This window comes from Acetivibrio sp. MSJd-27, from assembly GCF_018918095.1.
Taxonomy (GTDB): Bacteria; Bacillota; Clostridia; order UMGS1840; family HGM11507; genus HGM11507.
The window spans coordinates 17,303-30,598 of the sequence record NZ_JAHLPV010000021.1 but is presented as its reverse complement, the minus strand read 5'-3'; the positions used below and the strand labels follow the sequence as shown (position 1 = coordinate 30,598).

Genomic DNA, 13,296 nt, shown 5'->3' with positions numbered 1-13,296 from the left:
CTATTTCTTTTCTTTCTATCTTTTCTCGGTTATTGCTTGCGGTAGACCGAAGTTTTTCGACAGTCTGACTTGACATATTTTTTATTTATGATATAATATAATAGCTTGGTAGCGATAGCTAAGAGGGTACACCCGTTCCCATCCCGAACACGGAAGTTAAGCTCTTACACGTCGATGATACTTGGTGGGAGACTGCCCGGGAAAGTAGATAGTTGCCAAGCTTTTTTCATACTGAAAAAGAAGCGGCGGATCGTTTGAAATGACGACTCCGCCGTTATTGTTTTTCTGGAAGCGGCACGACGACCGGTATGTCGTTAAATTGCCAGATAACCGCTGGGATACTGTAGACCTGACCGATTACCTCAGAGGTGATACAGTCGAGTCCGCCGTGACAGAAAACCCGGTTATTCTTTAAAAATACAAATTTGTCACAATAGCGCAGCGCCAGATTTAAGTCGTGGATTACCATAATCACACAGAACTTTTCTTCTTCCGCCATTTTTTTAACCAGCTTGAGGGTTTCATATTGATTTTTCAGATCCAGGCTGCTGGTGGGTTCATCCAGCAGGAGAACCTTCGGCTGTTGTGCAAGCGCTCTTGCCAGCATGACCTTTTGCAATTCCCCGCCGCTTAGTTCATCGATATAGGACAGAGCCATGGAAGAAAGTGCCATCCGGCTTAAAATGGATTCCACAAGCGCATAGTCCTGCGATGTGGGATTGACCTTGATATAGGGTTTCCGCCCCAAAAGAACGGTGTCATAGACGGTGAACCGAGCGGTTTCCGCATGCTGGGCCACATAGGCAATGCTGCGGGCGATTTCTCCGCGCCGCATTGGCTGCAGATCCCTGCCGTTTAAATAGACGGTTCCGCTCTTTGGAACAAGAATATGGTTCAGGCATTTCAAAAGCGTGCTCTTTCCCGCACCGTTATTTCCTAAGATAGCAGTGCAGGAGCCAGCTTCCGCTTGAAAGCAGATATCATCCAATATTTTTTTGTCTGGCTGATAAGCAAATTCCAAGTGTTGCGTGCGAATCATTTTTTTCCCACTCCCTTGAATAGTATATAGAGAAACAAAGGGGCACCGCAGAAAGAAGTGATTGCCCCGATGGGCAGGATTACCGGAGAGATGACAAGGCGGGCGGCAGTGTCGCTCACCAGCAGAAGGAGGGCGCCAGCCAGTGCGGAGGCAGGTATTAGATAACGGTAATCGCTTCCAACAAAACGACGTACCAGGTGGGGAGCAATCAGTCCGATAAAATTGATGATTCCCACAAAGGACACGATAACAGATGCGGTCAGAGAACAGATAAGCATTCCCACAATCCGCATGGAATCCACATTGACACCCAGACCTTTAGCAGTGTGTTCACCGCTTTGCAAGGCATTATAGTTCCAGCGGTTCCAATAAAAATAGACGAGAGCCAGAAGAACCACTGCAGCCATCATGCCGACCTCCTTCCAGGACGCCCTACCCAGATCGCCAAAGGTCCAAAACACGACGGCGGACAATTTTACATCATCCGCGAAATATTGCAGCAGGGTGGTTGCGCCGGAAAACAGTGAACTGAGCGCTACGCCGCATAGCACTAAAGATTCCGGTGATACTTTTCGCAGACGGGAAAGCGTCAGCACGATCAGTGTGGAAAACATGGAACTGACAAATGCACATATCGAAACCAGATACGGATTTTGAATCGTCATGGATTCCATTGTGCTTCCTTGCATACCTGCACCAAGACAGATGATAGCAAAGGATGCGCCGAAAGCCGCTCCTTGGGAAACACCCAGTGTAGAGGAGGAGGCCAGCGGATTTTTCAGGATGCTCTGCATCACACAGCCGACTACCGCGAGCCCGATACCGCCTACCGCGGCAGCGGCAATCCGCGGCATACGGATGTTCCAAACCACAGCGGCCGTTTTCTCCGTACCATTGCCTAACAGTGCAGAAAAAATGTCGCGAAGGGACAGAGCCGCCGATCCCGTCTGCAGGGCGAGCAGAGCCGTGAGTATGGAAAGCAGAGCCAAAGCGCCAATGATCCAGATCTTCCTGCGGATATAGTTGTGATAGCTTTGTGTCATAGGATTATTCTCCAATCCGAAGTGTTCCGAAGCCGATACCGGCGTCCTCCAGCCGGCTGTAAAAAGGCTGTCCCAGCATCACTTCAAAAATTTCATCTGCCTTTTTCGCGGGGTCAATATCGGAGAATTTCTCCGGGAACATTATTTTTCCCGCATAGTAAGCATCGGCGATGGCAAATTCAATATTGGTGGAATTGTAGTTGTAAGATATCTGCGCATAAACATTTCCGTTTTTCACGGCTTGAAGATTCTCGTAGAAAGCTTTGTTTTCCAAATAGTCCTCATTGACCAGATATAGATTGGAGGGATTTAAGAAAATCAGTTCCGGATTCCAGATAAGCACCTGTTCCAGATCAATATTAAGCGCTCCGTCCCTGCCGGTTTCGTCCGCCACGTTTTTCGCATGGATGGCTGTGAAAGGAGGGTAATTGGCATAGGTGCCCTCAAAGCCATGGGGGCCTTTGAAGCTCACCGCGCCAGTATATACGGAGGGCTTTTCTTCATCCGGAATATCTCTTGTTCTTCTGTCCAAGTCTGCTTTCCATTGCTGCATGGAGCGGACGACATCCGCGCATTTTTCCTGCGTCCCCATGACGGAACCCACCAAATCAATTGCATTGCAGACACTCTCGTCAAAGATGCCTTGATAGGACAAGCCGATGACGGGGATTCCTGTTTTTTCCTGCAGGGAAGATACGGTTTCCAAAGGCATATTGCTGAAGATTACATCGGGAGACAGCTTTACAAGCTCCTCTTCATAGCAGATATCCTTGCTTCCGCCGGCTCCGACGGAGGGAAGAGAAGCAAAATGTCCGGCATTGACTACCGTGTAGGGCATTCCGATATCATTCTTTTTATCCATATCGGTTACGCCGGAAAGCTTGTCCGCGCATCCGGCATAAGTCAGCAGGCGGGCAGCGCTTCCTGTAGAGGCGATGGTGCGGATTTCAGCCGGAAGGACAACTTGCCGCCCCATCATATCAACAACCGTGCGCCCAGTGTTTTGCGGAATTTCAGTGCTCCGGGAGGAGCAGCCGCTTAGCAGAGAGCAAAACAGAAGCGAGAGAAGAAGCGTCCGGCAAAAAAGGTTTCGAGTTTGTTTCATAAGATCAAATCCTTTTGACAGGTCATTTTTATAACGAAAAGCAAGACGTCCCCCGCTTCGTGAGAAGGCGGGCTCCACTTACTTTTTTCAGCGGGAGTACAATCTCCCGCTAAAACGTTGAATGACGGGGCATAGCCCCTTATTGAACATAGGAAATTGCGCGAAATCATGCGCAATTTCATGTTTCAGGAAACAGCGTGCGAAGCGCGGCTGCGTTTTTCGGGATGAAAAAATTTTTATTTCCAACCGCGGCTGTAGTCATGAAAACAATCCAGACAAACTTTTTTGCCGTCTTGAAGCCGCATTTTATGTTCCGGAGCCGCCTCTCCGCAGATCTCACAGGGAATGGAGGGAAAGCGTCCTGCTTTTGGGGGAAGCTCCATTTTCGGATCGCCGAAAGAAAAAATTTCATCGACAGGCGCTTGAAGCAGATAATTCATATAAGCCTTCCGTTCCATGCCGCTATTGCGGGCTTTCAGGCAAATCCGAAGTTTTTTTCCGCTGCGGCGGTCAAAAAAATTGAAGGCCATTTTTCCCGTGCTGTGATAAAGCAGATTGCCCTTTCCAAGGGAACAGCCCAGAATTGCCTGGACGGCGTCCACCCCACAGGCATCATTCTCCGTCACACAGACCAGTTCCTCATCTTCGGAACTCATTACACCCATTTTTTCTACAGCGGCCTCGCAGGCTTTTACACCGATAGCCAAGCCGGGACATTCATGACCATGAAATTTTCTGGCGGTATCCCAAAACATTTGATTCATCCTCTTCATCCTTTCCTTTTTTCTCAACAAAAAGAAGGCATCACAAAAAATGTGAGCCTTCTTAACTCAATCAAAACAATTTTTACGGTAAAACTTTATCATTGCGGCTTCTTGCCGCAACGTTATTTATTATATCGGATTATTAAATGGCTGTCAAGAGAGAGAAATGATTTCTTTACAATTATTAATCGATCTGCTTTTCCACGGATATAACGAAAAAAAGATGTCCCCCGCCTCCTTTATTCAGCGGGAGTGTAGTACCCGCTGAATCGTTGAATGACAGGGCAAAGCAAGAGGGGAGGTGTTTTTAGAATTTTACATAAATTTAGCAGAAAGAAGAACCTCTTTCGAATTTTACACAGATTTAACACAAGAATGATTTCTTTCTAACAATGGACATTTATGATAGGGAAGAACCAAGAAAACGAAGGAGGATATTCAAATGTTAAAAAAATTAATTGGAATTTCATTATTGGGGGCGGCAGTACTCCTGACAAGCTGCGGGGATAATGGAAGCACAGCTTCCGGAACGACTCCGACAAGTACAGCGGCAACTTCCGATGCAGCTTCTAAAATCGAAGTGGTAGGCTCCACATCCGTATCTCCGCTGATTGAAAAGATGGCGGCAGAGTACAACAAGACAGATGCAAACACAAAAATCAATATTCAGGCAGTCGGTTCTTCCGCCGGAATCAAAGCAGCTCAGGACGGCACCGCTCAGATTGGTATGTCTTCCAGAGAATTAAAGGACAGCGAAAAAGCGCAACTGACGGAAACAAAAATAGCAATCGACCCTATCGCGGTTGTTACAAACCCTGCAAACGGCGTTGAAAATCTGACAAAAGATCAGATAATCGGTATTTTTAAAGGTGAAATCAAAAACTGGAAAGAAGTCGGCGGCACTGATAAGCCTATCGTTGTGGTTATCCGTGAAGCGGGTTCCGGCACCAGAGACGCTTTCGAGGAAATCATGAAGTTAACCAGCGAAAAGGATGGCAAGAAAATCAGCCTTGTTGCCCAGGATGCTATCACAGCGGACAGCAACGGTGCAGTCAAGCAAAACATTGCAACCAAAGAGAATGCGATCGGATACCTTTCCTTCGGGGTGGTGGATGACACGGTAAAAGGTTTATCTGTTGACGGTGTGAAACCCAGTACAGAGAATGTAAAAAATGACACTTATCTGATTAAAAGACCCTTCCTGCTGGTTTGCAAAGGGGAGTACGACGCGGCTGCAAAGAAATTTGTAGATTTCATCATGAGTGACGCAGGACAGAAAATGGTTGAGGCAGACGGTTATATCTCTGCAAAATAACTGTGGGCAAGATGTTCCCCGCCTCGTGAGAAGGCGGGTTCCATATCCGCAGTCAGCAGGAGTGCAATCTCCTGCTGACTGCGGCACTGTCAAGCAGTATCCTTGTCCTCGTTGAATGACGGGACAAGCCCTTATTGAACAGGTGAATGGGCGTCCCTTTGCGGACGCCCAACTTTGTAACCGCGGATTGCGGCAGGGCGGAGCAATCCGTATCTCTTATCTGTAAAAAGCCGTTTTTGCGGTAAATTGGAGCATAAACATGAAAAGAAAACTGACAAAACTCTTTGAATTTTCCATCGAGAAGCTGTTCCTGCTTTCGGCCGTATTCTGTATTTTGGCTTTAGGAACCATTCTGATCTTTGTGTTTTATAAAGGAGCTCCGGTGATTGGAAAGATTGGCTTTCTGGAGTTTATCACCGGCACCATATGGCAGCCGCAGGCCGAAATTTTTGGTATTTTGCCGATGATTGTATCCAGCGTGTATATCACTTTGGGGACGATGGTGCTGGCCATTCCCATCGGCGTGCTGACCGCTGTGTATCTGTCCTATCTTGCACCCAAAAAATTAGCGGTTTTCCTGCGGCGTTCCATCGATATTCTGGCCAGTATCCCATCGGTTGTCTATGGTTTTTTCGGTCTCATGACCATTGTACCCATGATTGATAAATACCTTGCCAAGGGGACAGGCGGAAACGGAATGCTTGCGGCTATCCTCATTCTGACCATCATGGTGCTTCCCACCATCATCAGTGTTTCGGAAACCTCCTTAAGAAGCGTCAGCAACAGTTACCGCGAGGCCTCTCTTGCGCTGGGGGCAACCGAGATTACCACCATTTTCAAGGTTATGGTTCCGGCGGCGAAATCCGGTATTTTTTCCTCCGTTATTTTGGGGGTTGGACGTGTTTTAGGCGAGGCAATGGCAGTTATCCTGGTTTCGGGAAACGCTGTGCAGATGCCTTCCTCTATTCTTTCCAGAGTCAGGACGCTGTCGGCAAACTGTGCGCTGGAAATGGGATATGCGGAGGGAATGCACAATGAAGCACTCTATGCGACAGGAGTGATTCTGTTTGGATTTATCATCCTTTTGAACATTTTGATGTATATCGTAAAAACACGGTCGGAAAGGAAGGGATAAGCAATGAAGCTTCGCGATAAATGGATTAAGGGAGCCATCTGTTTCTGTGCTTTCTTCTGCGTCGCCGTTCTGATCTGGCTGATTTTATATATTGTGATAAACGGCATTCCGTCACTGAACCGAGAATTCTTTCAAAGTCTGATTCCTTCGGTTGCCAGCACGCTTGCAATCATTGGAATGACCCTGGTGTTTTCCGTCCCTATCGGGATTATGTGCGCCATCTATCTGACGGAATATGCCAAAAGTTCAAAGATTGTGAAGGCAATCAGTTTCGCGGTGGACAGTTTGTCCGGGATTCCCTCTATTCTGTATGGATTGTTTGGTATGACCATGTTTGTGACTGTTTTAAACTTTAAATGGTCGCTCCTGTCGGGCAGCCTTACACTGGCTATCATGATTTTGCCGGTTATTATCCGGGTTTGCCAGGAGAGCCTGATAACAGTCCCGACAGAATACAAGGAGGGCTCTTTTGCCATGGGTGCGACAAAACTCAAAACACTTGTAAAAATCGTGCTTCCCTGCACCTCCCGTGGGATTGTGACGGCGATTATTCTGAGCATCGGAAGAATCGTGGGGGAAACCGCAGCTGTTTATCTGACTGCGGGTATGGTCAACCGGGTTCCGGAGAGTATTATGGACTCGGGCAGAACCCTTTCGGTTCATTTGTATATGCTTGCCAAAGAGGCGATTTCCTTTGAGCAGGCCTTTGGCACCGCTACCGTGTTAATTGTGATTATTCTGATTGTCAACACCGCTACCAATCTGATTGTAAGGGAGAAAAAATAGATTATGGCAAAGATTGAATTTCAAGTAGAACATCTGAATCTATACTATGATAAATTTCATGCACTGCACGATCTCACACTGGATATCTATCAAAATGAAATCACTGCGCTGATCGGTCCTTCCGGCTGCGGGAAATCTACCTTTATCAAAACGCTGAACCGGATGAACGATCTGGTGGAGGGCTGTAAAATTGACGGGACAATCAAATTAAATAATGTGGATATTTACAAAGATTATGATATAATAGACTTGCGAAAAAAAGTGGGGATGGTATTCCAAAAGCCAAATCCGTTCCCTATGTCGGTGTATGACAATATCGCTTACGGACCCAGAATACATGGCATCAAGAAAAAAGCACAGTTGGACGATATTGTGGAGGAGGCGCTGACAAAGGCGTTTATCTGGGACGAGGTGAAGGATCGGCTGAAGAAGAGTGCGCTGGCGCTGTCCGGCGGTCAGCAGCAGAGGCTGTGTATTGCGCGGGCTCTTTCCATCTCTCCGGAGGTTGTTCTGATGGACGAGCCGACCTCCGCATTGGATCCTCTGTCTACCCTGAAGATTGAAGATTTAGTTCTGGAGCTGAAAAAGGACTACACCATCGTCATGGTCACCCACAATATGCAGCAAGCCGGCCGCGTCTCGGATTACACCGCTTTCTTTCTGAACGGGGATATTGTGGAGTATGACAGGACATCAAAAATTTTTGAATTTCCCCAGGACAAGAGAACGGAGGATTACATCACAGGAAGATTCGGATAAAAAGAGGTTAGACGTATGGATAAAAATTTGATTTATGCAGTGGATGATGAGATGCATATCCGGGAGTTGATCTCCTACAATTTGGAGAGCGCAGGATTTCAGGTGAGAACCTTTTCAGAGGGGGAGTCTCTTTTAAGCGCGCTTCAGACCAAGACGCCCGATTTAATTCTTTTGGATATTATGCTGGAAGGGCTGAGCGGTACGGAGATTTGTAAGATTATCCGTGAGGACAGTTCCTGTCCGGATATTCCAATTATTATGCTTACTGCCAAGGGAAGTGAGTTTGATAAAATCATTGGTCTGGAGGGCGGTGCGGACGATTATATCACAAAGCCTTTTTCAGTGAATGAACTGATTGCCAGGATCCGGGCGCTTCTCCGGCGTTCCCAGCACCCGGCTCCGGCGGTGAAAAAGCTGATAGCGGGAGATATCATCCTGGATGATGAAAGCCATGAGGTACGCAAGGATGGTCAGCTGATTTCCTTGACTTTTAAGGAATACGAATTGTTGAAATTGCTGATGGGCAATAAAAACCGGGTATATTCCCGCAGTGAGCTTCTGGATAAAATATGGGGATATGAGTACTGCGGTGATACCAGGACTGTGGACGTGCACATCCGACAGCTCCGCAAACATTTGAATGACGACAGCGAACAGTACATCAAAACCGTGCGGGGTGTTGGATATAAATGGATGGAATAGGAGAAGACGATGAAAAAAAGAATTATACTCTGTGCATTCCTCTTCACTTTTCTCATCGTGGCAGCCAGCGGAATTTCGTCTTACGTGCTGTCTTATCACGGAGAGCTTGCCAGGATAGACCGCAGTATGGAAAATTATATATCCCTGGTCAGCGATACGCTTGCGGACGATACCGTGGACAATGAGGCCAGTTTGAAATATATCGCGAATCAGCTGCAGATCAGAATCACTATCATCCGGCAGGATGGGACAGTTCTCTATGATACCTTTGACAGCGAAGGAATGGAGAATCATCTTTCTCGTCCCGAGGTACAGGAGGCGCTGGAAATGGGATTAGGTGTCAGTCAGCGGTTCAGCACAACCGAACAGACGACTTATCGGTATGTAGCGAAAAGAGAGGGAGACTATGTCATTCGGGCAGCGGTGGAAAACAAACAGCTCAAGGAAATCAAATGGGTTGTTTTTGAGTATATCGGCATTGCCGCGTTTCTTTCCCTGATCTTTGCGCTGCTGATGGCATACCTGATGACTTACTTTTTGGTGCGGCCTTTGAATTACCTCCAAAAATATATCAAAGGGGAAAAGGCACAGCTTTTGATGAGCAAAGCGCCGAAGGATATCCGGAAGGTGGCGGATACCTTTGACGAGATCAAACAGCAGCTGGATTTCTATATCAATGATTTGGATCAAAAGAACCTGTATCTGAAAAACACGATCAACTCCATGCAGGATGGTTTTATCGCGCTGGATACTCAGCGGAACATCACCCTTATCAACAAGCGGGCGAAGAAGATATTTGATGTGGAGAAGCTGATGGTGGTAGGGGAAAACCTGCTTGGGATGACAAAGGATCTGGAACTTTATGAAAAGACATCCCAGCAACAGATCAATGTGTATGAGAAGGTAATAGGGGAACAGATATTCCGCATTACCATCAGTCCTATGATCAATGAAAAGGATAACTGCTGCGGCAGTATTATTCTTCTCTCGGACATCACAAACATGAAAAAGCTGGAGAATTTGAGAACGGAATTTGTCAGCAATGTAACCCATGAATTAAAGACACCGCTGACCTCTATCATCGGTTTTGTAGATACCTTGAAAAATGGCGCCATCAACGACAAGAAGGTTGCAATGAAATTTCTCGACATCATCGATATGGAATCCAAACGGCTCAATTCCCTGATTTCTGACATTCTTGTTTTGTCTGAAATTGAGAGCAAAAAGAAGGAAGCGGAGGAAAAGGAAGTCAATCTTAGAGAGGTTGCAGAAGAAGTTTTGTCCCTACTGGGAGGGAAAATAGAGGAAAAGCAGCTGAAGGTCCGTTTTGAAGCGGCGAAGGAAGTAAACTATTGCTGTAACGCGGATCGATTAAAACAGCTGTTTATCAACTTGATTGACAACGGAATCAAATACAATAAGCAAGGCGGGTGTCTGGATATTTCCCTTTCATCGGGGGAAGATTCGGTTGTCTTTGAGATAGCTGATACCGGGATCGGGATTCCCCGCGAGGATTTGGAGCGGGTATTTGAGCGTTTTTACAAGGTGGATAAGAGCCGTGCCAAGGACAATAAGAGCACAGGTCTCGGACTTTCCATTGTGAAGCATATTGTAGAGCTGTACGGAGGAACGATTTCTTTGGAAAGCGAATGGAATCAGGGAACGAAGATCACGGTGAATTTGCCCTTAAAGAGAGGAGAAGATATATGACCAGAGCACTTTTTACCCAGCAGCTGAGCGATATCCGGCTGGAACTTTTAAAGATGGCCGCTTTCACAATCAATGCGCTGAACGATTCCTTCCGCGCTTTAGCGGCAGGGGATGTCAATCACGCGAAGGTGATTGTGGAGCATGACGAGATTGCGAATACAATGGAACTGGACATCGAACACAAGTGTCTGAGTATCATCGCCAGGGAACAGCCTATTGCAAAAGATTTGAGAGTGTTGACTGTAACGCTTAAAATCATATCCGATCTGGAACGGATATGCGATCATGCCGCGGATATCTCAAAGATTGTGATCCGCTTGAAAAATGAAAAATACGAAGCGTATCTTTCTATGCTGGATGAAATGATTGCCACGGCAAAAGGGATGGTAAAAGATGCGGTGGACGCATACACCTACCAGGATTTGGAGCTGGCGCAGAAGGTGTGTAAGGACGATGATGTTATCGATAATGGCTTTCAGGATCTGTTTGAGAAGCTCAATGGACTGATAAAAGAGCATTTGGATGACATCAATTGCTTAACCCATCTTTTGCTGGTTGCGAAGTATCTGGAACGGATCGGGGATCATGCTACCAATATTGCGGAATGGGCTGTGTTTAACATCACAGGCATTCACAAGCAGATGGATTAAAACGTTTTTATCATAAGATACCCCCAGACTGTCGGAAACGAGGTCTACCGCAAACAATAACTGAGAAAAGATAGAAAGAAAAGAAGTGTATTGAATGAATTCTACTATGAAAAATGCCAATGGATCCATCGAGGAACCATTGGCATTTTTTGTCTTTCGCAGCATGAGATTAACTTGTAGACTTTATCGACAAGCTGAACGTTTAAAAACGCTTTTCAGATTGAAAAGCGTTTTTGCAGAATATGGGAAGCTGCCGCCGAGGATATTGCCCTGAGGGTACATTTGTGTTAATATATGTTTAAGTCAATCGTAAGGAGAGTGGGAAAATGGCAAGGCGTGCAAAAGTAAGTACCATCAGCGCAAAAAGTTCGTCTGTCCGCTTTGAGGCGGGAATGGAAAAGGCTTTGGAAAGTATGCTGGGATTCTGGAAGACGGAGTTCTCCAATGTGCTCTGTGAACGGCCGGATTTGATTGTGGTTCCCGAATGCTGTGACTGGGACAGTGGTTTTAACGCAGAACAGCGAACGATATTTACCAAATACCGCGCGGATCGGATTCTCTCTTATTTTGCAGAGACTGCACGAAAAAACCGCTGCTATATCGCTTATTCCTCCATCTGGCCCGGAGGGGACGGGAAAAACAGAAACAGCACTGTAATGCTGGACAGGGACGGGGAAATTCTCGGCGTATATGATAAATATCATGGAGTGCCCGCAGAAATGAGGGAAATTGACGGATCCTGCGGTGATGACGCGGTGATTTTCGACTGCGATTTCGGCAGGGTTGGGGCGGTAATCTGTTTTGACTTGAATTTTGATGAAATACGGAACCTCTATAAGGCAAGAAAACCCGATCTGATGCTATTCTCTTCGATGTATCACGGTTCCTTTATGCAGAATTTCTGGGCTTATGAACTGAGAAGCTATTTTGTGTCCGCGGTTGCCAATCTGGAGAGTGCTGTCATCAATCCGGTGGGAGAAAAAATCGCCGCAACCACAAACTATACAAGATATCTGACAAAGTCGATTAATCTGGACTACGAGGTGGTACACTTAGACGGAAATATACAGAAGCTGAAAGCTGCAAAAGAAAAATACGGATCAAAAATCGATATCTTTGATCCGGGATATCTGGGAGCTGTTCTGCTTACGTCAGAGACGGAGGAGTTTACTGCCTCGCAATTGGTTGAGGCATTTTCTATCGAACGTTTGGATGATTACTTCGCCCGTTGCCTTGCACAGCAGGAGGAGATGCGGGCAAAGCGCCGCAAATGGAATCCGTATTTGTGCAAAAATGGATTGTCCGGACGATACCTTGCTTTGCCGGAGACGTTTGTCTTCTTATGCAAAACAGCGCTGCCGATTTCGGCAGCGCTGCTATCACTATGGATTACTGTTTTTTCAGTTCTTCTAAACAGTTGGGGCAGATATGTTTGTTTTTGTAGATTACATTGTCCTTCGCGTTTCCGCAGAAAAGACAGGAAGCCTGATATTTTTTCAGGATGATCATATCGCCGTCTACATAAATTTCAACCGGATCTTTGATCTCGATATCGAGATTTCTCCTTAATTCAATTGGGAGGACAATTCTTCCCAGTTCATCAACTTTTCTTACGACACCAGTGGATTTCATCATACTCATTTCCTTTCTCAACTTCCTTTATTATTTTCTCACCAGTCACATTGGCTATTTATAGAATAACACAAAGCGCATATTATGTCAATAATTGTAACATTATATTTTATTGGGATAAAATGCTATTAAGTGTGAAAAATCATCAATCCACTGGCGCTCTAAGAACAAAGTGAAAACAACTTGGAAATTATATTAATTTATTCCAAAAATAATACCAAAAAAGTGTCGAAATACGTCGTTTTTGACATTAATAAATAGTAATGTATGACACTGGAAACGGAAGGATAAAATTCCTTTCAGGAGATAAAACAATATAACCTTGCTATTATGTCACCGATTCTATAACTGCGGGCAAGATGTCCCCCGCCTCTTAAGGCGGCGGGTTCCATATCCGCGATTAGCGGGAGTACAATCTCCCGCTGATCGCGGCACTGCCATGCAGTGCCCTTGTCCTCGTTGAATGACGGTGCAAGCCCTTATTGAAAAGGGCAAAATTCGATTGTAGAGCAAGCGGAGGGAATATCGCCCTTCACAAGGTTGAAACGCTTATATTGTGGCTTTTGCCTTGCAAAAACGTTTCCTTCTTGTTATAATAATTAGATATAAACAATACTGAAACAAATGGATAACAGTTATAAAAAAGATGGGGGATA

13 protein-coding genes and 1 rRNA gene are annotated in these 13,296 nt (G+C 45.9%); 9 read left to right on the top strand and 5 right to left on the bottom strand.

The features are described from left to right. Window positions 1–104 precede the first annotated feature (104 nt). Window positions 105–221: ribosomal RNA gene (gene rrf / locus KQI32_RS08320) — 5S ribosomal RNA — on the top strand. A gap of 53 nt (window positions 222–274) precedes the next feature. Here rrf and KQI32_RS08315 read toward each other — a convergent pair. The 4 genes from KQI32_RS08315 to KQI32_RS08300 all read right to left on the bottom strand — a co-directional run bounded on the left by KQI32_RS08315 (window position 275) and on the right by KQI32_RS08300 (window position 3,951). Beyond that, window positions 275–1,039, bottom strand: coding sequence for an ABC transporter ATP-binding protein (locus KQI32_RS08315; RefSeq protein WP_216424664.1), 765 nt, complete (start codon window positions 1,037–1,039; stop codon window positions 275–277). After that, a complete protein-coding gene (locus tag KQI32_RS08310; protein WP_216424663.1) occupies window positions 1,036–2,082 on the bottom strand; it encodes an iron ABC transporter permease in 1,047 nt (348 codons plus the stop codon). The genes KQI32_RS08315 and KQI32_RS08310 overlap by 4 nt, the downstream gene beginning before the upstream one ends. Window positions 2,083–2,086: 4 nt before the next feature. Next, the gene (locus KQI32_RS08305) at window positions 2,087–3,187 is read right to left on the bottom strand and encodes an iron ABC transporter substrate-binding protein (protein ID WP_216424662.1); all 1,101 of its coding nucleotides are present in this window, start codon (window positions 3,185–3,187) and stop codon (window positions 2,087–2,089) included. A 236-nt stretch (window positions 3,188–3,423) separates the two neighbouring features. Beyond that, a complete protein-coding gene (locus KQI32_RS08300) occupies window positions 3,424–3,951 on the bottom strand; it encodes an FmdE family protein (RefSeq protein ID WP_177691327.1) in 528 nt (175 codons plus the stop codon). Between the two features lie 442 nt (window positions 3,952–4,393). On the opposite strand from KQI32_RS08300, the gene KQI32_RS08295 reads away from it, so the two are divergent. The 8 genes from KQI32_RS08295 (at window position 4,394) to KQI32_RS08260 (ending at window position 12,513) form a co-directional block, all read left to right on the top strand. Beyond that, window positions 4,394–5,266 (top strand): phosphate ABC transporter substrate-binding protein, encoded by an 873-nt coding sequence (locus tag KQI32_RS08295; RefSeq protein WP_177691326.1) that lies wholly within the window; start codon window positions 4,394–4,396, stop codon window positions 5,264–5,266. A 259-nt stretch (window positions 5,267–5,525) separates the two neighbouring features. Continuing rightward, window positions 5,526–6,401 carry a phosphate ABC transporter permease subunit PstC gene (pstC, locus tag KQI32_RS08290; protein ID WP_177691878.1) on the top strand — a complete coding sequence of 292 codons (876 nt, stop codon included), beginning with the start codon at window positions 5,526–5,528 and terminating at the stop codon, window positions 6,399–6,401. Window positions 6,402–6,404: 3 nt separating this feature from the next. Continuing rightward, window positions 6,405–7,187, top strand: a complete 783-nt coding sequence (gene pstA / locus KQI32_RS08285; protein ID WP_216424661.1) for a phosphate ABC transporter permease PstA — start codon at window positions 6,405–6,407, stop codon at window positions 7,185–7,187. 3 nt (window positions 7,188–7,190) lie between these two features. Beyond that, the gene (gene pstB / locus KQI32_RS08280) at window positions 7,191–7,946 is read left to right on the top strand and encodes a phosphate ABC transporter ATP-binding protein PstB (RefSeq protein WP_216424660.1); all 756 of its coding nucleotides are present in this window, start codon (window positions 7,191–7,193) and stop codon (window positions 7,944–7,946) included. Window positions 7,947–7,961: 15 nt separating this feature from the next. Further along, window positions 7,962–8,648 carry a response regulator gene (locus tag KQI32_RS08275; protein WP_216424659.1) on the top strand — a complete coding sequence of 229 codons (687 nt, stop codon included), beginning with the start codon at window positions 7,962–7,964 and terminating at the stop codon, window positions 8,646–8,648. A gap of 9 nt (window positions 8,649–8,657) precedes the next feature. Continuing rightward, window positions 8,658–10,358: an ATP-binding protein gene (locus tag KQI32_RS08270; protein WP_216424658.1), complete on the top strand. Its 1,701-nt coding sequence runs from the start codon at window positions 8,658–8,660 to the stop codon at window positions 10,356–10,358. Further along, window positions 10,355–11,008 (top strand): phosphate signaling complex protein PhoU, encoded by a 654-nt coding sequence (gene phoU, locus KQI32_RS08265; protein ID WP_216424657.1) that lies wholly within the window; start codon window positions 10,355–10,357, stop codon window positions 11,006–11,008. The genes KQI32_RS08270 and phoU overlap by 4 nt, the downstream gene beginning before the upstream one ends. A gap of 326 nt (window positions 11,009–11,334) precedes the next feature. Beyond that, the gene (locus tag KQI32_RS08260) at window positions 11,335–12,513 is read left to right on the top strand and encodes a carbon-nitrogen hydrolase family protein (RefSeq protein WP_216424656.1); all 1,179 of its coding nucleotides are present in this window, start codon (window positions 11,335–11,337) and stop codon (window positions 12,511–12,513) included. Here KQI32_RS08260 and KQI32_RS08255 read toward each other — a convergent pair. Continuing rightward, window positions 12,398–12,640 (bottom strand): AbrB/MazE/SpoVT family DNA-binding domain-containing protein, encoded by a 243-nt coding sequence (locus KQI32_RS08255; RefSeq protein WP_216424673.1) that lies wholly within the window; start codon window positions 12,638–12,640, stop codon window positions 12,398–12,400. The two genes, KQI32_RS08260 and KQI32_RS08255, sit on opposite strands and share 116 nt — an antisense overlap. Window positions 12,641–13,296 lie beyond the last annotated feature (656 nt).